Source organism: Waltera acetigignens (assembly GCF_025567015.1).
GTDB lineage: Bacteria > Bacillota > Clostridia > Lachnospirales > Lachnospiraceae > Acetatifactor > Acetatifactor acetigignens.
The window spans coordinates 1-22246 of the sequence record NZ_JAOQJO010000025.1 but is presented as its reverse complement, the minus strand read 5'-3'; the positions used below and the strand labels follow the sequence as shown (position 1 = coordinate 22246).

Annotated in this window: 21 protein-coding genes; all 21 read left to right on the top strand. The window is 46.5% G+C overall.

Annotation, left to right across the window (positions count from 1 at the left end; translation table 11 throughout):
• Positions 1–29: 29 nt before the first annotated feature.
• Entirely contained in the window at positions 30–1070 is a 1041-nt protein-coding gene (locus OCV96_RS18010) for a M23 family metallopeptidase (protein ID WP_262595082.1), read from the top strand.
• Between the two features lie 158 nt (positions 1071–1228).
• A complete protein-coding gene (locus OCV96_RS18005; protein WP_022313185.1) occupies positions 1229–2413 on the top strand; it encodes an acetyl-CoA C-acetyltransferase in 1185 nt (394 codons plus the stop codon).
• A gap of 89 nt (positions 2414–2502) precedes the next feature.
• Complete coding sequence (locus OCV96_RS18000) at positions 2503–3327, top strand: enoyl-CoA hydratase-related protein (RefSeq protein ID WP_022313184.1); 825 nt, start codon at positions 2503–2505, stop codon at positions 3325–3327.
• A gap of 40 nt (positions 3328–3367) precedes the next feature.
• A complete protein-coding gene (locus tag OCV96_RS17995; protein WP_022313183.1) occupies positions 3368–4240 on the top strand; it encodes a 3-hydroxyacyl-CoA dehydrogenase family protein in 873 nt (290 codons plus the stop codon).
• 97 nt (positions 4241–4337) lie between these two features.
• Entirely contained in the window at positions 4338–5504 is a 1167-nt protein-coding gene (locus OCV96_RS17990) for an acyl-CoA dehydrogenase (RefSeq protein ID WP_022313182.1), read from the top strand.
• 51 nt (positions 5505–5555) lie between these two features.
• Entirely contained in the window at positions 5556–6341 is a 786-nt protein-coding gene (locus OCV96_RS17985) for an electron transfer flavoprotein subunit beta/FixA family protein (RefSeq protein WP_022313181.1), read from the top strand.
• 15 nt (positions 6342–6356) lie between these two features.
• Positions 6357–7418 (top strand): electron transfer flavoprotein subunit alpha/FixB family protein, encoded by a 1062-nt coding sequence (locus OCV96_RS17980; RefSeq protein WP_022313180.1) that lies wholly within the window; start codon positions 6357–6359, stop codon positions 7416–7418.
• Between the two features lie 255 nt (positions 7419–7673).
• Positions 7674–8165 (top strand): Cys-tRNA(Pro) deacylase, encoded by a 492-nt coding sequence (gene ybaK, locus OCV96_RS17975; RefSeq protein ID WP_262595081.1) that lies wholly within the window; start codon positions 7674–7676, stop codon positions 8163–8165.
• A 56-nt stretch (positions 8166–8221) separates the two neighbouring features.
• A complete protein-coding gene (mtnA, locus tag OCV96_RS17970; protein WP_022313178.1) occupies positions 8222–9316 on the top strand; it encodes an S-methyl-5-thioribose-1-phosphate isomerase in 1095 nt (364 codons plus the stop codon).
• 10 nt (positions 9317–9326) lie between these two features.
• Positions 9327–9992, top strand: a complete 666-nt coding sequence (locus OCV96_RS17965; RefSeq protein ID WP_022313177.1) for a YkgJ family cysteine cluster protein — start codon at positions 9327–9329, stop codon at positions 9990–9992.
• Positions 9970–11739 (top strand): methyl-accepting chemotaxis protein, encoded by a 1770-nt coding sequence (locus OCV96_RS17960; RefSeq protein ID WP_262595080.1) that lies wholly within the window; start codon positions 9970–9972, stop codon positions 11737–11739. Before OCV96_RS17965 ends, OCV96_RS17960 begins: the two co-directional genes overlap by 23 nt.
• Positions 11726–13216 (top strand): AAA family ATPase, encoded by a 1491-nt coding sequence (locus tag OCV96_RS17955; RefSeq protein ID WP_227063911.1) that lies wholly within the window; start codon positions 11726–11728, stop codon positions 13214–13216. The genes OCV96_RS17960 and OCV96_RS17955 overlap by 14 nt, the downstream gene beginning before the upstream one ends.
• 104 nt (positions 13217–13320) lie before the next feature.
• The gene (locus OCV96_RS17950) at positions 13321–13896 is read left to right on the top strand and encodes a cysteine hydrolase family protein (protein WP_118504856.1); all 576 of its coding nucleotides are present in this window, start codon (positions 13321–13323) and stop codon (positions 13894–13896) included.
• A 54-nt stretch (positions 13897–13950) separates the two neighbouring features.
• Positions 13951–15165, top strand: a complete 1215-nt coding sequence (gene pncB / locus OCV96_RS17945; protein ID WP_262595079.1) for a nicotinate phosphoribosyltransferase — start codon at positions 13951–13953, stop codon at positions 15163–15165.
• Between the two features lie 36 nt (positions 15166–15201).
• Positions 15202–16425, top strand: a complete 1224-nt coding sequence (locus OCV96_RS17940; protein WP_262595078.1) for an acyltransferase family protein — start codon at positions 15202–15204, stop codon at positions 16423–16425.
• Positions 16412–16909 carry a DNA-deoxyinosine glycosylase gene (locus OCV96_RS17935; protein WP_117465507.1) on the top strand — a complete coding sequence of 166 codons (498 nt, stop codon included), beginning with the start codon at positions 16412–16414 and terminating at the stop codon, positions 16907–16909. Before OCV96_RS17940 ends, OCV96_RS17935 begins: the two co-directional genes overlap by 14 nt.
• A 285-nt stretch (positions 16910–17194) precedes the next feature.
• Complete coding sequence (locus OCV96_RS17930) at positions 17195–19594, top strand: hypothetical protein (protein WP_262595077.1); 2400 nt, start codon at positions 17195–17197, stop codon at positions 19592–19594.
• Between the two features lie 50 nt (positions 19595–19644).
• Positions 19645–19893, top strand: a complete 249-nt coding sequence (locus OCV96_RS17925; RefSeq protein WP_262595076.1) for a hypothetical protein — start codon at positions 19645–19647, stop codon at positions 19891–19893.
• Positions 19894–20208: 315 nt separating this feature from the next.
• Entirely contained in the window at positions 20209–20706 is a 498-nt protein-coding gene (locus tag OCV96_RS17920) for a hypothetical protein (protein WP_227732499.1), read from the top strand.
• A 378-nt stretch (positions 20707–21084) separates the two neighbouring features.
• Entirely contained in the window at positions 21085–21330 is a 246-nt protein-coding gene (locus OCV96_RS17915; RefSeq protein WP_227732497.1) for a hypothetical protein, read from the top strand.
• A gap of 6 nt (positions 21331–21336) precedes the next feature.
• Positions 21337–22170 (top strand): DUF6602 domain-containing protein, encoded by an 834-nt coding sequence (locus OCV96_RS17910; RefSeq protein WP_262595075.1) that lies wholly within the window; start codon positions 21337–21339, stop codon positions 22168–22170.
• The last annotated feature ends 76 nt before the right edge of the window (positions 22171–22246 follow it).

The window sequence follows — 22246 nt, the reverse complement described above, 5'->3', positions numbered from 1 at the left end:
GTAAGGAGGAACTGAAAGCAGGACAGGGAATGGACAGAGAAAAGAGAATGCGGGCATGGATCCGGGCAGAGGTGATGCTTCTATTTATAATGATGGGAGCATTTCTGCTCCGGGAGACAGGACGGACAGAAAGCATGGAACAGGCGGTGGTCACCGCAACCTCGGCTGCGGGAAAGGATTATATCAAATGGGTGGACTTTACCGTATCCTATGAAGCGCTCTGCCAGGCATATGACTGGGATGTGGATACGTTTGACACGGAACATCATGTGGAGTGGATCCCGCTGCTTGCATATACCGCAGCCAGAACCGGAGGGGAATTTGACAAAAAGGCGCTGAAGATCCTGAACGAGACGGCGGAGAAGCTGGTTGAGGGAGAGGCAGAGATAGAAACTCTCACAAAAGATATGAAATACTATCCGTATTATCTGGAAGCTTACAGCGCAGCGCTGGGAGGACTGGTGGGAGAATACGAGGCAGAGGTGATCGGAGAAGACGGACAGAGCACCTGGCAGAAAAAATACGGATTAAAAGGTTATTGCCCCATTGCGAGAGGATTTGATTATACTCATTATGATGATTTCGGGGCGGGAAGAAGCTACGGATATAAACGAAGGCATCTGGGCCATGACATGATGGGGCTCGTCGGTGTACCTATCATTGCTGTCGAGTCCGGCACTGTGGAAGCCCTGGGCTGGAACCAGTACGGCGGCTGGCGCATTGGTATCCGCAGCTTTGATAATAAGCGCTACTATTACTATGCACATCTGAGGCAGAACTACCCCTATGCGGAAGGACTGGAAGAAGGCAGCGTGGTGACGGCGGGGGATGTGATCGGTTATATGGGACATACCGGTTACAGTACCACAGAAAATGTAAATAATATAGAAGTAACCCATCTGCACTGGGGATTGGAACTGGTCTTTGATGAAGAACAGAAAGAGAGTGACAACGAGATCTGGATCGATGTCTATCCGCTGACCTGTTTTCTGGCAAAACACACGCAGGAAGTGCAGAAAGTCGAGGGAACAAGAGAGTGGATCCGCACTACAAAAATCCGGGAATTCTGATTTCTAAAAATTTCATTTGTTATTTTGTTATTTTTTTGACAAAAGCATTGCAAAACAGATTTCGCTATGTTAAAATGGGGACAGTGAAATGATAAAAAAATAACAATCTACATTTCAGAAAGCAAACCAAACGAAAACAAAAAGTGGAGGACAAACAAATGGCAAAGAAAGTTGTATTAGCAGGCGCTTGCCGTACCGCAATCGGTACCATGGGCGGAACCTTAAGCACAACTCCTGCACCGGAGCTGGGCGCAATCGTTATCAAGGAGGCTCTGAAGAGAGCAGGCGTTGCTCCCGAAGCAGTTGACCAGGTATATATGGGATGTGTAATCCAGGCTGGCCAGGGACAGAACGTAGCACGTCAGGCAGCTATCAAAGCCGGACTTCCTATCGAAGTTCCCGCAGTTACCATGAACGTGGTATGTGGTTCCGGCCTGAACTGTGTGAACCAGGCAGCACAGATGATCATGGCCGGTGATGCAGATATCGTAGTAGCAGGTGGTATGGAGAACATGTCCATGGCTCCTTACGCAATTCCTCAGGGACGTTACGGATATCGTATGGGTAACGCAACCATGGTTGATACCATGATCAAAGATGCACTTTGGGATGCTTTCAATGATTATCATATGATCAAGACCGCAGACAACATCTGCGAAGAGTGGGGACTTACCCGTGAAGAACTGGATGAGTTCGCATTAAAGAGCCAGTTAAAGGCTGAAGAAGCTCAGAAGAACGGTGCCTTCAAGGCAGAAATCGTTCCCGTAGAAGTTAAGAAGAAAAAAGAGACCATCGTATTCGATACCGATGAAGGCCCTCGTCATGGTTCTACCATCGAAGGTCTGGCTAAGCTTCGTGCCATCAATCCCGGTGGATTCGTTACCGCAGGTAACGCTTCCGGTATCAACGACGGTGCAGCAGCTATCGTTGTTATGAGCGAAGAGAAGGCTAAGGAGCTGGGCGTTAAGCCTATGGCTACTTTCGTAGCAGGCGCTCTGGCTGGTGTTCGTCCCGAGGTTATGGGTATCGGCCCTGTAGCTTCTACCAAGAAGGTAATGGCTAAGACCGGTATGAAGATCGAAGACTTCGATATCATCGAGGCTAACGAAGCATTCGCAGCACAGTCCGTAGCAGTTGGTAAGGAACTGGGCATCGATGTAGATAAGCAGCTGAACCCCAACGGCGGTGCTATCGCTCTGGGCCATCCCGTAGGAGCTTCCGGATGCCGTATTCTGGTAACTCTGTTGCATGAGATGCAGGCAAGAGGTGCCAAGACCGGTCTGGCTACTCTGTGCATCGGCGGTGGTATGGGATGCTCCACCATCGTTAAGATCGAGGATTAATTTTATAAATATTCGCTGGGGCGGTAGAATCTCTATCGCCTTAGTGTGGTTTTGAAAACACGAATAGAAATGTGAAATGAGGTAAAAACATGGATTACATTTTGTATGAGCAGAATGGTAATGTGGCAACCATCACCATTAACCGTGAGAAAGCACTGAACGCTCTGAATTCTCAGGTACTGGATGAACTGAACGCTACATTGGATGCAGTAGATCTGGCAACGGTTCGTTGTCTGGTGATCACCGGTGCAGGCAGTAAGTCCTTCGTGGCAGGTGCAGATATCGGAGAGATGAGCAGCCTGACCAAGGCAGAGGGCGAGGCATTCGGCAAGAAGGGTAACGATGTATTCCGCAAGATCGAGACCTTCCCCATTCCCGTGATCGCAGCTGTCAACGGCTTTGCTCTGGGCGGCGGATGTGAGATTTCCATGAGCTGTGATATCAGAATCTGTTCCGACAATGCAGTCTTCGGACAGCCCGAGGTAGGACTGGGAATCACTCCCGGCTTCGGCGGAACCCAGAGACTGGCTCGTCTGGTAGGTGCAGGCATGGCAAAACAGATGATCTACACCGCACGCAATATCAAGGCAGCAGACGCTTACAGAATCGGTCTGGTAAACGAAGTTTACAGCGCAGAAGTAGATGCAGATGGCAATGTGGTAAAGAGTGCACAGGAAGTAATGCTGGCAGCAGCACAGAAGATGGCAGCCACCATTGCAAAGAATGCTCCCATCGCAGTCCGCAACTGCAAGAAGGCTATTAACGAAGGCCTGGATGCAGATATGGATCAGGCAGTAGTGATCGAAGAGAAGCTGTTCGGTGACTGCTTCGAGACAGAAGATCAGAAGTATGGTATGGCTTTCTTCCTTGACAAGAACAAGGAGAAGGTAAAAGAGCCTTTTAAGAACTGCTAATCATTACGAATATAAAAGTATAAAATCAGGAGGATTTACCATGAAAGTAGGTATTATTGGTGCAGGTACTATGGGACAGGGCATTGCAAAGGCATTTGCCCAGGTAGACGGATATGAAGTAGCTCTTTGCGATATCAAGCAGGAGTGGGCTGACGGCGGCAAGGCCAAGATCGTAAAAGGCTATGCAAGACTGGTAGAAAAAGGAAAGATGACTCAGGAGGCTGTTGACGCTATCGTAGCTAAGATCACTCCGGGCCTGAAGGAAGATCTGTGTGCAGACTGCGATCTGATCGTAGAAGCTGCATTTGAGAACATGGAAGTTAAGAAGACCACCTTCGGTGAACTGGACAAGATCTGCAAGCCCGAGTGTGTATTTGCTTCCAACACTTCCAGCCTTTCCATTACCGAGATCGGCAACGGACTGACCCGTCCTCTGATCGGTATGCACTTCTTCAATCCCGCAGACCGTATGAAGCTGGTTGAGGTAATTGCAGGTGTGAATACTCCCGCAGAGACCGTAGACACCATCAAGAAGATATCTGAAGAGATCGGCAAGACCCCTGTTCAGGTAAACGAGGCAGCAGGCTTTGTTGTTAACCGTATCCTGATCCCTATGATCAATGAAGCAGCTTTCATCAAGATGGAAGGTGTATCCGATATCGCAGGTATCGACGCAGCTATGAAGCTGGGCGCTAATCATCCCATGGGACCCCTGGAACTGGGCGATTTCGTAGGACTGGATATCTGCCTTGCCATCATGGATGTTCTGTACAACGAGACCGGCGACAGCAAGTATCGTGCATGCCCTCTGATCCGTAAGATGGTTCGCGGCGGTAACCTTGGTGTGAAGACCGGCAAGGGCTTCTATGTATACAATGCAGACCGCACCAAGACTCCTGTGGATGCACAGTAGGCAAAAGGTAAAATAACTGTTCGGAGCCGGATACGGCTCTGGACAGTCTAAGTTCATAATTACAACCAAGTATAAATAACAATGGAGGATTAACATCATGGATTTTACATTATCCAAAGAGCATGAGATGGCGAGACAGCTGTTCAAAGAGTTCGCCGAGAACGAAGTAAAACCTCTTGCGCAGGAAGTTGACGAGACCGAAACCTTCCCCAGAGAGACCGTTGAGAAGATGGCTAAGTACGGCTTCATGGGAATTCCCGTTCCCAAGGAGTACGGCGGACAGGGCTGTGATACCCTGACCTACGCTATGTGTGTTGAGGAGCTTTCCAAGGTTTGTGCAACCACCGGCGTTATCGTATCCGCACATACCTCTCTGTGTATCGATCCTATCATGACCTTCGGTACTGAGGATCAGAAGAAGAAATATGTTCCCGATCTGGCAAGCGGCCGTAAGATCGGTGCTTTCGGTCTGACCGAGCCCGGTGCAGGTACCGATGCTCAGGGACAGCAGACTAAGGCTGTATTAGATGGTGACGAGTGGGTCATCAACGGATCCAAGTGCTTCATCACCAACGGTAAAGAAGCTGATGTATATATCGTGATCGCAGTTACCGGTATCGTAGAGAAGAGAGGCAGAAAGATGAAGGAGATTTCTTCCTTTATCGTTGAGAAAGGTACTCCCGGATTTACCTTCGGTACCAAAGAGAAGAAGATGGGTATCAAGGGTTCTTCCACTTACGAGCTGATCTTCACCGACTGCCGTATCCCCAAGGAGAATATGCTTGGTAAGCAGGGACAGGGATTCAAGATCGCAATGCACACTCTGGACGGCGGACGTATCGGTATCGCTTCCCAGGCTCTGGGTATTGCAGAAGGCGCTCTGGAGAGAACCGTTGCTTACACCAAGGAAAGAAAGCAGTTCGGAAAGTCCATTTCCGGATTCCAGAATACACAGTTCCAGCTGGCTGATATGGCTACCAAGGTGGAAGCTGCCAAGATGCTGGTATACAAGGCTGCACGCAAGAAGGACGAGTACAAGACCAATCCTAAGATCTCTTACTCTGTAGAAGCTGCTATGGCTAAGCTGTATGCTGCTGAGGTTGCTATGGAAGTTACTACCAAGGCTGTTCAGCTGCACGGTGGTTACGGTTACATCAGAGAGTACGAAGTTGAACGTATGATGCGTGATGCAAAGATCACCGAGATCTACGAGGGTACTTCCGAAGTTCAGAGAATGGTTATCTCCGCAGATCTGCTGAAATAAGCAAGCAGGCATTTGTCGGAAATTTTATTAGAAAAGTAAGGAGAAAATACAATGAAGATTGTTGTTTGTATTAAGCAGGTGCCCGATACCAAGGGCGGTGTTAAATTCAATCCTGACGGAACTCTTGACAGAGGCGCAATGCTTGCTATCATGAATCCCGATGATAAGGCTGGTCTGGAAGCTGCACTGAAGCTGAAGGACGAGTTCGGCGCAGAAGTTACCGTACTGACCATGGGTCTTCCCAAGGCAGCAGATGCTCTTCGTGAGGCGCTGGCTATGGGCGCTGATAAAGCAATTCTGGTTACCGACAGAGTACTGGGCGGTGCTGATACCTGGGCTACTTCCACTACCATTGCAGGTGCACTGAGAAACCTTGACTATGATCTGATCATTACCGGTCGTCAGGCAATCGATGGTGATACCGCACAGGTTGGTCCTCAGATCGCTGAGCATCTGGGACTTCCCGTAATCTCTTATGCACAGGACATCAAGGTTGAGGGAGACAAGGTGATCGTTCAGAGACAGTATGATGACAGATATCATGTAGTAGAGGCTCAGATGCCCTGCCTGATCACTGCACTGTCCGAGCTGAATAAGCCTCGTTATATGACTCCCGGCGGAATCTTCGATGCATGCAAGGCAGAGATCACTACCTGGGGCAGAGCTGATCTGAAAGATGTTGATGACAGCAACCTTGGCCTGAAGGGATCTCCTACCAAGATTGCAAAGGCATCCGATAAGGTTCGTAAGGGCGCAGGTGAGAAGATCGTTCCCGATTCCCCTGAAGACGGAGCAGCTTACATTGTGGCTAAATTCAAAGAAAAGCACATCATCTAATATAGGAGGCAAACCATGGTAACCAATAATATTGAAGAATACAAGGGTGTATATGTGTTCGCCCAGCAGGTAGACAATGAGATCAGCGGTATCGCATTGGAGCTGCTCGGCAAAGGTAAAGAGCTGGCTGCAAAGCTGGAGACCGAGGTAACCGCGGTTCTGATCGGTTATAATGTAAAGAATCTGGCAGATAAGCTGGCTGAGTATGGCGCAGATAAGGTAATCCTTGTGGACGATCCCGAACTGGAGACTTACAGAACCGAGCCTTATGCACATGCACTGGCATCTGTTATCGAGAAATATAAGCCTGAGATCGTTCTGGTAGGTGCAACTGCTATCGGACGTGACCTCGGCCCTACCGTTTCCGCAAGAGTTAAGACCGGTCTGACTGCTGACTGTACTGTACTTGAGATCGGTGATTTCCCTCTCGTTGCTATCCCCGGACAGGAGCAGAAGCACAACCAGCTGCTGATGACCCGTCCTGCATTCGGTGGTAACACCATCGCTACCATCGCCTGCCCCGACAACAGACCTCAGATGGCAACCGTTCGTCCCGGCGTTATGCAGAAGATCGCTCCTATCGCAGGTGCAAAGGCTGTAATCGAAGAGTACAATCCCGGATTTACTCCGAACAACAAATATGTAACCATCAAGGAAGTCGTTAAGGCTGTATCCGATACCGTTGATATCATGGATGCTAAGATCCTGGTATCCGGCGGACGTGGAGTTGGCAGCGCAGAGAACTTCAAGATCCTGGACGATCTGGCAGAGGTTCTTGGCGGTACCGTATCCTGCTCCCGTGCAGTTGTAGATAATGGCTGGAAGCCCAAGGATCTGCAGGTTGGACAGACCGGTAAGACCGTTCGTCCTCAGATTTACTTTGCAATCGGTATCTCCGGTGCTATTCAGCATGTAGCAGGTATGGAAGAGTCTGATCTCATTGTTGCCATCAACAAGGATGAGACCGCGCCTATCTTCGATGTGGCTGACTACGGTATCGTAGGCGACCTGAACAAGGTAGTTCCCGCTCTGACCGAGCAGCTGAAGGCTGCAAAGGCTGAGAAGGCAGCAAACTAATTCGTAACAACGGATTAAAAACATATAAGAACTCCGCCTGATTCCCCGGTCCGTCCGGGAGTCGGGCGGAGTTCTTTTCTGCAAAAAACTGATGCAACTTGTGCAAGTTTCTTGCCTTGTATGCTTGCGCTGAGGGAAGCAAAATAGTAAAATAAAATGATACCAAGGGTAACAAGGTGAAAAATAAATTTTTCACCTGCAAATTTGTGCCTTCGGCTCAAAGTTTGCAGGTTGTTGAAAGGCGTGAGTAGTTTTATGGCAAAACAAAAAGAAGTAAAGACCAACGCAATGCGGATTCTGGAATCTTTGAAGATTCCTTATACCCATTACACCTACGAGTGTGAGGAATTCGTGGACGGTCTTCAGATAGCTGACAAATTATCCCTGCCCTATGAACAGGTCTATAAGACGTTGGTCACCGTGAGCAACAGCAAGAATTATTTTGTATTCGTTATCCCTATTGCGGCGGAGCTGGATCTGAAAAAGGCAGCGAAATCGGTAGGGGAAAAGAGCGTGGAAATGATCCACGTAAAGGACATTAACGCCATTACCGGTTATATCCGCGGCGGCTGTACTGCCATTGGCATGAAAAAGCAGTACGTGACCAGAATCGATGAAAGCGCAAAGACACAGGAGCAGATCTATGTCAGCGGCGGCAAGATCGGATCTCAGATCCGTCTGACACCGGAGGATCTGGCCAAGGCAGCGAAAGCAGAATTTGCCGATATTATCCGGCATGAAAATTAACCGGGAAGGTACCGTAAGGATCTGACAATTACGAAAACATATATAAAGGAGTACCTATGGAAAAAGAAAAAACAATTCTCGATTACGACACCGTGGCACTGGATGAAGCACAGGATGCGGTGATCATCATAGACCAGACCTTATTACCCGGCAGGATCGAACTGATCGCTTTACATACGGCACAGGAAATCTGGGATGCCATTTATCTGTTGAAAGTCAGAGGGGCTCCGGCCATCGGCGTAGCGGCGGCACTGGGTATTTATCTGCTGGCAAACCGCATCGAGACCGAAGATTTTGAAAAGTTTTATGAGAAATTTACCGAATATAAGGAATATCTGGATTCTTCCAGACCCACCGCAGTCAACCTGTCCTGGGCATTGAAGCGTATGAATGCCGTGGCTGTGAAGGCTGGCAGAGAAGAACACAAAACAGTGGCAGAAGTGAAGGAAATCCTGCATGATGAAGCCTTGCAGATTCGGGCAGAAGATGTGGAAGTATGCCGAAAAATCGGAGAATTTGGACTGGAACTGGTGAAACCGGGAGATGGCATCCTGACTCACTGTAATGCAGGACAACTTGCAACCGTAAAATATGGTACTGCAACCGCACCGATTTATCTGGGACAGGAGAAGGGCTATAACTTCCATGTATTTGCGGATGAGACCAGACCCCTGTTGCAGGGAGCCAGACTGACTGCTTTTGAACTGCATTCCGCGGGCGTGGATGTCACACTGATCTGCGACAATATGTCTGCTTCTGTAATGTCCAAGGGCTGGGTACAGGCAGTGTTCGTGGGTTGTGACAGAGTGGCGGCTAACGGAGATACGGCCAACAAGATCGGCACCAGCGTAGTAGCAGCGGTAGCAAAGCAGTACGGTGTACCGGTATATATCTGTGCACCTACATCTACCATTGACATGGCTACCGTTACCGGCGCAGATATCTGCATCGAGCAGCGCAAGGCGGAAGAGGTCACCGAGATGTGGTATAAGGAGCGCATGGCCCCGGAAGGTGTAAAGGTATACAATCCCGCTTTTGATGTAACGGATCATGAACTGATCGCTGGAATCGTAACAGAGTACGGTGTGGCAAGAGCGCCTTACACCGAGAGCCTGAAGGAGATCATGGAACGCAAGGCACAGAGAGGCTGATGGTGTAGATATGAAGCGAAATGTAAGTCTTGCGGAGATATCCGATGGCCGATTATACAAAGCAAATGATATGGTAAAAGCGGATTGCGGTGGTTGCAATGGCTGTTCCCGGTGTTGTCACGGCATGGGCAATTCCATTATCCTGGATCCCTATGATGTGTACCGGATGACTACAGGAATGGGGAAAAGCATGCAGGAGCTATTAGCGGCATCGGTGGAGCTCAATGTGGTGGACGGTGTGATCTTACCGAATCTGAAAATGCAGGGAGCAGAGGAAGCCTGTGCGTATCTGGACGGAGAGGGTCGATGCAGTATTCACCCGTACCGTCCCGGAATCTGCCGGCTATTTCCGCTGGGAAGATATTATGAAAATGGAGGATTTTCCTATTTTCTCCAGACCGGGGAATGTGCAAAGGAGAACCGCAGCAAGATAAAAGTCAGTAAATGGATCGATACTCCGGATCTGACCCGCAATCAGCAATTTACCTTACAATGGCATGACCTGTTACATGCCATGGAAGAAAGACTGACAGGAGAAGACGAAGGGAAACAGAGGGAAGAAAATCTCCTGCTGCTGCGTCTGTTTTATTTATTGCCGTATGAGGGGACGATAGATTTTTACACACAGTTTACAGAGAGGATGGAACATTGGAATGGACAGAACGGACAGATTTAACAGTTTAAACAAGCTCTCCATTGAGAAGCGCCTATTGAAAGTATTTCGTAAGACCACGATACTGCTGAGCATGACGGGTGTCATCGCCTGTGTGGCCATGGGAATCGTGAGTTATCAGTATTCCTACGCCTTGAAGCATTACGGTTTCGCGCAGGGTGACATCGGTAAGGCGATGATCGTTATCGCGGAGATGCGGAGTGAGACCCGTGCCGCCATCGGCTATGATGACGATACACTGATCGCTACAGCAAAAAATGCCCATGACCTGACGGCGGAACAGTTGGATACCTATATCAGTGCCCTGGAAGATGACATGATCACGGATGAGGGAAGAGCTACCTACCAGCAGATCAAGGACGGCGTAGCTTCTTATCAGCAGATCGAGGCACAGATACTGGAACTGGGAACAGCTTCCGATTCTGCTAAGCGGATGCAGGCACAGCAGATGGCAGGCGAACAGATGGATCCCGTGTTCCAGCAGGTCTATGCAGATATGACGAGCCTGTTGGACAGCAGTGTAACGAACGGAAATGCCATGGAAGCCAAACTGAATGTTTTCCGTGTGGTTATTTTTATCGTAATCCTTCTGATCATCGGAGTAGGCTTTGCGGGATCTGAAAAAGCGGGAAAAAGAATAGCCAAAGGAATCGCCGGACCGCTGAAAGCGCTGGCAGACAGACTGGATGGGTTTGCTGCAGGTGATCTGTCTTCAGAGTTCCCGGAAGTAAAGACAGAGGACGAAGTGGCAGAGATGAATCGTGCCGCCATTGCAATGGCTGAAAATCTGCGAATGATCATTGAGGATATCAAGCAGGCTCTGAATGCCATGGCAAATGGTGACTGGACGGTAAAATTTCTTTACCCCGATCTCTATGCAGGGGATCTGGATGAATTGAAGGAAGCCCTGAGAGATATCAAATATAAGATGAACGAAGCATTGTACAATGTAAATTCCGTATCCGGCCAGGTATCCATGGGTGCCGGAAGCCTGGCAGATGCCGCACAGTCTCTGGCAGAGGGCGCTACTGAGCAGGCCGGAGCCGTACAGCAGCTACAGGCAACCATTACTAATATTGCCTCTATGGTAGACAATACTGCAGAGCATACCAAGAATTCCAGCAGGCAGGCACAGGAATACTCTGCTAAGGCAGATGAAGGCCGTACCGAGATGAATCATCTGATGGAGATCATGGAACAGATCAACGAGACTTCCGAGAAGATCAGCAACATCATCAGTGAGATCGAGGATATTGCCAGTCAGACCAATCTGCTGTCCTTAAATGCGTCCATTGAGGCAGCCAGAGCGGGAGAGGCCGGAAGAGGTTTTGCTGTGGTGGCAGACCAGATTGGTAAGCTGGCAGAGCAGAGTGCGCAGTCCGCTGTCAATACCAGAGAGCTGATCGGCGGTACACTGGAGGAGATCCATGCCGGCAATGAAGCTGTGGATCATGCGTCCCAGACGTTGAGCGTTATCGTGGAAGGCGTCCGCAGGATCGCACAGGATTCTGAGGAACTGACCCAGATTGCAGCTGCTCAGTCAGATGCCATGAATCAGGCGGAGAGCGGTGTGAACCAGATCTCCGAGATCGTACAGTCCAACTCTGCGGCAGCAGAAGAATTATCCGCTACCAGTGAGGAACTGCTGACTCAGTCCGAGAATATGACCAATCTGGTAAAGCAGTTCAAGCTGATCGATGAGGAGAAGATTCAGGCGAGAAAAAAGGAGGCTGACAATGCCGGTATTTGATTTCAGCAGTATTCCGGAAAATGAGAAGAAGCAGGATCCCGTATGCACCTATACCATGTTCCGTTCCAATGAGGCTGCGGCAAGTCCCGAAAAGCCGATCCTGATCCTGGACAACAGCAGCGAACCGTGGAAGCACCATGCTATCGGTGTCTTCGGCAATCAGAACAAACGCACGAATTTCGAATTCAGGGAAGAGGGCAGCAGTGCCTATGCCGATATTTTACAGATCGATGCAAGATTCGTAAGCCTCGTCAGATGGTTAGGAGAAAATCACATCAATGTCCGGCTTTCCGGGGAAAACCGGGAAGAAGGCTATGCGGTATACAAGATCCGAGAGACTGCATTTGGCGGCGGAACCAAGCTTTCGGCAGAAGATGGATTTTTACAGTTCATGATGGAAAGACTGTTCGCCAGCAGTGCTCCCGCAGAAGAGGAACAGGGGGAGGACGAAGAGGAAGACGGCGATGATATGAAGCTTACCAGCCTTCAGAGTATCTCCGATTTCATGACATGTGCTGGAAGGACCATGCCGGAAAACATCCGCCTGTGGGCCAGAAGAAATCTGGCGGTGGCCAGATCCCATGAGGTGTCTCCGGAAGAGAGAAGACATGCCCAGAGAGCGCTGTCCATCATGATGAACATTCAGTGGAAGGGCAATTACTTCGAAGCCATTGATCCGATGGAAGCCAGACGGATCCTGGACGAGGAATTGTACGGCATGGAGAGAGTCAAGCAGCGGATCATGGAGACCATTATCCAGATTAACCGTACTCACACCTTACCGGCTTACGGACTGCTTCTGGTGGGTCCGGCCGGAACCGGTAAATCCCAGATCGCTTATGCGGTGGCGAGGATCCTGAAATTGCCCTGGACAACATTAGACATGAGTTCCATTAACGATCCGGAGCAGCTGACCGGAAGCTCCAGAATCTATGCCAATGCCAAGCCGGGCATTATCATGGAGGCTTTTTCCATGGCGGGAGAGTCTAATCTGGTATTCATCATCAATGAGTTGGACAAGGCGGCAAACGGCAAGGGTAACGGCAATCCGGCGGATGTGCTTCTGACACTGCTTGACAATCTGGGATTCACGGACAACTATATGGAATGTACCGTTCCCACCTTTGGTGTCTACCCCATCGCCACTGCCAATGACAAGGAGCAGATCAGTGCTCCGTTAATGTCCCGTTTTGCAGTGATCGATATCCCGGATTACACACCGGAGGAGAAGAAGATCATTTTCTCCAGATTTGCATTGCCGAAGGTGCTGAAAAGGATTGGACTGCAGGCAGACGAATGCACACTCACCGAAGAGGGACTGGATGCGGTGGTGGAGATCTATTCCAACACCAGTGGAATCCGTGACCTTGAGCAGGCGGCGGAGCATCTGGCAGCCAATGCCCTGTATCAGATCGAAGTGGACGGGGTAAAGGAAGTTGTATTTGATGCAGAAAAAGTGAAGAAGTTATTTCTATAAGTAATAGAAGCAGGTAGTCGCAGGATGCGGTTGCCTGCTTTTTGTGCAAAGTCGGGGGCTTTTGCCCCGGCATCATTATAGAAAAACGAGTAGAGGAGAGGGACATGACAAAGAAAGTATTAGTGATCACGGATGCACAGAACGAATTCATCACTGGGGCGCTGGGAAACAAGGAGTGCGAGGCGGCGGTAAAGTATATCGTTGCGGCAGCAGAAAGCGGGGAATACTACAAGGTGATCTTTACAAAGGATACCCATACGGCGGATTATCTGCACACCCAGGAAGGAAAGCGTCTGCCCGTTCTGCACGGACAGGAAGGCACAGAAGGATATAAGATCCATCCGGATATCATGAAGGCGGTACAGGAGCATTATGCGCCGGAACAGATCCTTACGGTGAAAAAGCCTACTTTTGGCAGTCTGGATTTTGGAAATACGCTGAAGGCAATCTGGGAAGAGGTGACGGCAGCAGGAGAGGCAGCAGAGGGTGAATATCCCATGGAAGTGGATTTTACCGGATTCTGCACCGGAATCTGTGTGTTAAGCAATGTGGTCATGGCAAAGGCATTTGTACCGGAAGCGAGAGTGTGTGTCATTGAGAAGGCCTGTGCCTGTGTGACACCCCAGACGCACCAGACGGCCATCGCAGCTATGGGACCGATCCAGGCGGATGTGATTTAGAGAACATATCATATTTACACAGTTGTGAATCTAAGAGAGAAAGAGGATAAAATCATGCAATTACCACAGATCATCAACAGCTTACTGGAAAATGATATGTACAAGTTCTCTATGGGACAGTGTATCTACCACCAGTTCAGCGCTTATAAGACTACCTGGACCTTCAAATGCAGGAATACAGATGTATTTTTCACATCTGAAATGGTAGAAGAAATCAAGGCGCAGATCCGGGCCTATTGTGACTTACGTTTTACGGAAGAGGAACTGGCTTATCTGGAGAACGTAAAATGGATCAAGGGTTCCTATGTGGATTTTTTACGTTTGTGGCAGCCCAGATACGAGGATTTTGAGATCGGCACGGAGGCGGACTGCGGTCTGACCATCGAGACCAAGGGATCCTGGCTGAATACTTCTATGTATGAGATCCCGACGCTGGCTATTGTTAATGAAGTATTTTTCCGTATGAATTATGACTATGAGAAGCTGTATGCCTCCTTCCGGGAGCGTCTGGCAGACAAGCTACAGAAGCTGGTGGACGGAACGTATTGCCTTGGAAATTTCAGTGAATTCGGTCTGAGACGCCGTCTCTCTGCAGAGGCACAGGAACTGGCAGTACAGGAGCTGGTGGGTCATAATAAGGATTATAAGGACTCCGCCTGCATTGGTACCTCCAATGTCTATCTGGCAAAGAAATGGAACGTGACACCGGTAGGCACTATGGCCCATGAATGGATCATGTGTACCGGGCAGGGCAATCACAAGCACAATCCGGCATATTCCAACTGGTATGCCCTGGATGCCTGGGTGAAAGAGTATGGCATTTTGAACGGAATTGCTTTGACGGATACGATCACCACGGATTGTTTCCTGAAAGATTTCCAGCTGACCTATTCCACTCTGTTTTCCGGCGTGCGGCATGACAGTGGGGATCCCTTTGCCTGGGGCGAGAAGATGATCGCTCATTATGAATCCCTGGGAATTGATCCGAAGCGCAAGACCCTGCTGTTCAGTGACAGTCTGGACTTTGCACGGGCGGATGAACTGCGTAAGGCATTCCGGGACCGGGTGACCGTGGCTTTCGGTATCGGAACCTATATTGCCAATGATACCTGCGAGGAACCGTTGAATATTGTCATGAAGACCACTGCCTGCAACGGCATGGATGTGGCAAAGATCTCCGATACTCTCGGCAAGGAAATGTGTAAGAATGCGGATTACGTGGATTATCTCACCAGATGTATCAGGTGGAGACTGGAACATGACAGATAGGAAGCAGCAGAAAATCAGAAACGGCGGGAATACAGCATGGATGAAAAAAACAGAATAGAAAACAGAATCGGTGTGCTGGATGGAATCCGTGCCATAGCCATCGGGATGGTAGTGTGGTTTCATTTCTGGCAGCAGACATGGCTGACACCGTATCTTCGGATTCCAACAGAGTACACAAAATATATTGGAATCACAGAGATCAACTTAGCTGGATGGGTCAGATATGGATTCGTTTTTGTGGATATGATGATCCTGCTCAGCGCATTCTGCAATTTTTATCCTTATGCAAGATCTATTGTTCTGGGAGAGGACTGGCCGGATACGAAGACATTTTACAGAAAGAGGGCAGCAAGAATACTGCCTTCTTACTATTTTATGTTGGCGATCGATCTGTTTTTCTATATTTTACCGGGACATAAATATCGGAATGTGGGAGCATTGTGCAAGGATATTGTGACACATGTATTTTGCGTTGCACCAAACTGGTCGGACACTTATATATCCACCTCTTTTAACGGTGTGTTGTGGACGGTACAGATGGAAGTGATTTATTATCTGCTGCTGCCGTGGATCGCAAGATTGTTCCGCAAGTGGGCCTTTGCCACTTATAGTGTGATGTTGATGATTTCCGTTACAAGTACTGCGGTAATTCTGAACTGTTTTGCGGGAAAAGAGAGAAATTATGGAAATAATATTCTGACGTTTATGGGAATCTATGCCAATGGCATGCTTTGCTGCATCCTGTATGTCATGTGGAAGAAATATGTGACAGAAAATAAATACTCGCGGCTGGCAGGAACAGTGATCTCTGTTTTGTGTATTTTTCTGATGAACGGGATGATTCATAAATACGACGGGGATGTGAATCTGCAGGCAGTTCAGTTGCAGAGCCGGCTGGTGCAGTCGTTTCTGTTTGCATTGTTCCTTTTCAGTACGGCCTGTGCGGGAGAATATTATCAGAAACTATATTCCAACCGGGTGGCATCACTTTTTTGCAAATTTTCCTATAATCTGTATCTTTGGCATCAGATGATCGCCGTCTGGCTGAAAGAAAAAAGAATTCCTTATTGGAGCGGGGATACGCCGCCCAATATGACAGGTGACCGTGTATGGCAGTGGAAATATCAGATACTGATTATCGTGGTGTCTGCGGCGGTGGCGGTAGCGGTTACTCTGATCGTGGAAATTCCTGCGGCCCGATATCTGCTGAAAGACAGGGACAGCCATAAGGAAGAAGGAAAACAGCATGACAGGATATGAACATATTGAGCACACGTTTGCACCGGTGTACGATGCGGATTCGCTGGTGCTGATCCTGGGAACATTGCCCTCGGTGAAATCCCGGGAGAACCATTTTTATTACGGCCATAAGCAGAACCGTTTCTGGAAAGTGATGGCAGATCTGTGCGGGGAACCGGTGCCGGAGACCATAGAGGAGAAAAAGAAAATGCTACTGGCTCATCACATTGCCGTCTGGGATGTAATCCAGAGCTGCGATATTAAGGGATCCAGCGACAGTAGCATCCGCAATGTGGAGCCGACGGATATTCGAAGGATCCTGGCGGAATCACAGATCACGCGGATCTATGCCAACGGTAACAAAGCAGGAGAGCTTTATCGAAAATATCAGCTGCCCCTGACCGGCATAGAAGCCACGGTGCTGCCCTCCACCAGCCCGGCCAATGCGGCATGGAGGCTGGAGAGTTTGTGCGAAGTGTGGCGGGAGACGATAGTACTTTTATAATTTTTGAAAAAACGACAAAAAATGAAAGTACTATTGACAATTCATGAGATGTTTTATATAATTTATGAAATGATACCAAAGGTATCAAAAGCAAAAGGGGATTATCGTATAGAACAGACCGCGCATCTAATAAGGATGCGCGGTCTGTTTTTATATATGGCATATAGTAAAATATAATTTAGTAAATCATGATTGACTAAATTATAAATTAGCATTATGGTAAGGATGCGGAAATGGAGGGCAAGGGAAACTTGTAGATAGCGGAGAAAGGCCTGGTAATATAAATTGAGCAAGGAAAATGTGGATATAAAATGTGAATTGATACCCTATGATGGGTTTATCGGCTCAAAAGAATTTGATTTTGATAAAGCCATTTATGATTTGAATAGTCAGATTGAATTATTATCAAGCCAGGCGGATAACTTGGATTATGTTGTCGCAATTGCAAGTGGTATTGCTTGTGGCCTATTGGACATTCTTTGGGTCGGAGAGTTTGATCTGACGAATGGACGCAGTATTGCCAGTGATAAAGTGGATGCCTTCGTAAAAAGGACAGCAGAAATGTTTGAGGGCGAGAAATTTGATGATGTAAAATCCGCAGTGAAAGCGTTGGAGAAACGATTCCCAATTCCGAGTGATGGAAATACACCTGATTTCGGTGGTGGACTGCAACATCATCTGAGAGATTTTGCTCACCATCCAACAATTGTAGGTTTGGCATTCTCTTTATTAACGCAGTTTACGGAAAAATCATATGGAACAGATGTTAACGGGGTATTCCTTGTTGTTGATGTTCCGGAAAAAAGCAAGCCTTTCATTGGAAAGGATGTACCGCAGAAGATTTTAATGGGAACTATAACATGGTTCTTCCATCTTGTAAGTGATGTTGCTGGGTCAAGCAGCACGGCGGGTGTTACCGGTGGTACGGGAATTCCTGGACCAATCCTTGCTTTGGCAAAGGAGATTTCGGCAATACCGTTTTTCAAGGATATAAAGGTCGATGATGATATGTCATTGTCCCTCTTTCTTTCAAAGTTGTTTAACGGTACGCTTATGATGCAGCGTGATGAAAATGGACAGATTATCAAGGAGTCCGTTGTTAAATTTGATTTGCGTGGCGAACTTGGTGTTGCTGTGGAATTATGTAAACAGGCTGTTCCGGTAATTGCTAACGAGTGCATTGTGCGTGCATTTTATTTTATAAGACGACTTGCAATGGCAATGAAAGAAAAATGTGTGAGTTGCCTTGCAGACATGAAGAAGATTGACTGGAATTCTGTTAAGCCCGCAAACAACCCGACCATTGCACGTATGCTGACTGTTTCAACGGGGGTATTTACTGCACTTGATATGGGTGAGGCAATTGCAACACAAAAATATTGGGTATCCATTAATTATGTAGGTGTGGGAAGATTTGCGGTTGCTATCGGTTCTGATGTGAGTTGGGGACTTAAGGCTCGAAATGTTAAAAAGGTTCGAGATGTGTATGAGAATATAAAGCAGCAGACATTCAGAAAGGCCGATGCAGATATCTATAAAAGAATAGGAGCAGACATGGATATACAGATGGATAAACTCGGTCTTTCGTTGGAGCAGACAGAGATACTTTATAACCTTGAATATTACAAAACACTCAATGATATAGAGCGTACCAACATTCCTATAACCAGAGAAGGCGTTAAAGAACTGAAAACTACATGGCTTCAAGACTGGGCGAAGTTTATCTCTGATGGTTTTGAGAGTTTTACACAGGTTCCTGGAGCGAAAATGCATTGGTACACTATGGATGAATTGCAACAGTGCATTGCCGGACAAAATCCTAATGAACCGTGGTATCGATTAATTCTTCTTGAAGCAATGTTGTTTGAACCGTATTATCCGCTTGGAATGGAGAAGGATAAAAAAGGTAATGATGTACCGTGCAAAAAATACAAGCATCTGAACAATCCGATTAACGGTTTCAAAAAAAGCGAAGGTGACCGATTCCTAAACGAGCAATTTACGGGCAAGTATTGTGAAAAAGAATATGTAAAACGATTGCGTAAGTCTTATGACAAGCGAATGAATGAACTTAATGAGGTCCTTAAGACTGTGATTACGTCTCTGTCCATCACTGCGGTTATCTCAATAGTTACTGTTGCAACTGCGGGTGCCTTTGCGGGACCGATTGCTGTGGCATTGGTAGGCTCAAATTTTGCCGGGCTTAGTGGGGCAGCATTGACCAGCGCCTGTCTTGCATATCTTGGTGGAGGTGCTATAGCAGCAGGCGGTGCTGGAATGCTTGGTGGAACAATTGCTATCGTTGGCGGCGGAGCTGCACTTGGAATAGGGGTTGGTGCCGGAGCCGGTGGTGCTGTTGGTTCAGCAGGACTTTTAGGTAAGAAAAATACCATTATGCAATCGGCAAAATTGCTCACTTCTGTACGAGAAATTTTCCTTAATGATGAACACGATGTCGAGTTTTCTAACAGCGTGTATGAGCAATATCTTCAGAATATTACTGAAGTCGAAAAGGGTCTTGTGGAACTCAGATTAAAGAAAGATGTTGCAAAGGGCAAAGAGAAAAAAACCATTGCAGAATCTATAAAAAAGGCAGAAGAATCTGTGGAAGCAATGAAAGTTGCCCGAAAGAATATGCTCAAGTACAACAGCTCTTTTGCAGAAGGCTTGCAGGTACAACGATAAATCGCATTGAGAAATGGGGTGGATAATAACACTGAAATCGAGGTGAGAACATGGCAAAGAAGAATAACGGAAAAGATTTTCTGCTTTCTGATGACTGCGGATTTATAAATGGTGATGATGAGGGTGGAGAGTCTTATCAATATTCTGATGGAAGTGGATACTATCACGGTGCTGATGGAAGCGAAGGATACATTTATTCTGATTTGACATTCATTTTGTTGGGAACAAATATGGACCTTCATGGAGTACCAATCTTAGTATTTCTTATTTTGAGAAGTATGGAAGAATTCCAAGTATAGAAGAAAGAAAACAAATTAGAGAGTATTTGAGTTTTTTTGTTGGAAAGAGATTGATGTATGTAGGGGAGTCTTCATTTGACGAAAATGGCAATCAAATCGGTTTCGTTATGAAAAATCCAGGGACATATGGTTTTGATATAAAAAAAAGAATGTATATCTGGGGCAAAGACGCCTATTAAAGATGATGTATCGTTTCTTCATAATTATTTGGATACAATTCAAAAATATATAGAGCCATTTTCGGAATTATATGAGAAACTTGATTTTGCTTCTTTTTTTTCGGCATATTGGTATGCTCAAAAAGTTACACAGCCTATGGACTTACCTATACTTTCCGCTGCATTGGAAAATTTGAAAAGAAAGTGGTATGAAGAAGTTGAAATTAATCCAGAAACAGTGCTTATGGACAAAAAAGATTTTTCTAAAAGAATAAAACCAATAAAAAAAATGGTGGAAACACAGTTTGCAGGAACGGAGTATGTGGAAAGAATGAAGAGAAGTGTTGAAGGTATGAACCGCATGTCTGTGAGTGAACAATTAACACATTTTTTTGAAGGAATAGACATGCCCGTTGGTAAAAAAGAGAAGAAGGCGTTGCAAGCACGAAATTTTTCTGCGCACGGTTTATATGCTGGAGATAGTATTGATTACGAAGAACAGTTTATGACAAGTCAGGTATACGAGTGTATCTTGGTTAGGGTAATATTAAAATTGCTAAAATATGAAGGAAATTATATTGATTATGGGACTATTGGATATCCGGAAAAGAACATTAACTGTCCAAGCGGAAGTGAAGTTGGTGAAACCCCTTAGTAGTAAGAATTCCCATTTTACTACCAATTTTACTACTAACAGGTAGTAATAACTTGCTCAATCTTGCTCTGATTTGCCACAATCTGCATTTTCAGAGCATATCATCATAACCCAGGAAATCCTTGCAAAACAGGGCATTCTGGGGCAAAACAAGGAGAAACAAGACAATGATAAAAATACTATTTGTTTGCCACGGCAATATCTGCCTTGCTCCGCAAATCCTTATAAATGTTGAGTTTTTCACATAGTAAGTTTGCATTACGACAGGTTTACGACACCAATTTCGGATGATTTTTTGAGTGAAAATGGAAGCCGGGCTATGATGAAAAAATCAAATGGCAGATAAAAATTTGTCAAGTCAAAAAAGGAGCGGTGAAAATGGTGTATAACATATGCTTTTACGACAGCGAAAAAGATGCTGTTGTCGTAACGGACATGGATGGAAAGCAACTGGTAATAGATTGTAAAAAGGCAGAGACTCAGGTGGTATTTGATGAGCCTGAGGATGCAGGAATCCTTGCCAGGTTCGCAAGAGAAGAGCCAGCAGGATATGTAGGCATGGCGATGCGTCCGGGCGGCTTGCAGGATTATGTGGATGTGTGGAATGAGTTGAATAAGAGGTGATGAATTGTGGATGGTAAACGTATAAGAGAATATTGGTCAAATGAAATGCAAGCTTTACTTGATACTTATAAGCAGTTTCAAGTGCTGATTCCAGCAAAAAATAGAAATGGTGCAGATCACAATGGAGAAGATGGAAGATATGTTGAAACTTTAATCAGAGAATATCTAAAAAGATATCTTCCTAAGGATTTGGAAGTTTTGACAGGGTTTATTTTGCGCCCTGCGGTAAAAACTGGGCTTAAAAATAAATGTAGACAAGACCAGCAAGATATGCATTCAACACAGTTGGATATTATAGTGTACGATAGTGCAAAATATCCAATATTTCAGAGATTTGGGGAAAGTGTAATTGTTCCCCCAGAAGGAGTTGTTGGGATTATTTCAGTAAAAAAGCATTTGCATGACACTGATGTGACCCATGAATTATCTGTGTTAAAAAAAGCTGCTACATTATGTAAATGTGAGAACGATAAGAATGTTAATATTAGGGGCCCGTTTTTAGCTTTGGTAGCAATGGATTCTTTTGAGAAAAAAGAGAAGTGCACGGAAGATTGGATTTTTGCCAAGATGCAACAAGAATATAAAAGTGAAGAGGATTATTTCGACGATTTGATAGGATATATTGGGGCTTTGAGTAAATGGAGCATTTTTAAAAAGCGTCCGAAAACAGGCGCAAAGGCTGAATACATATTTTTCGATCATACTGATGAAGAGCAGCATATAGGATTTCAATTCCTTTTAACAGGATTATTGAGTGTGTATTATGATGAGACGAGAAACTTTATTTCTAGACCAGGATTCACAGCTTTTCCCTCATATAGAAACTGTAATAAAAAGTAAACGTCAAATCCTGCGCCTTGGCTAATTGATCTTTTTGTGCCACACTCTAAATGACACGAAAAAACTATTAGTTTTT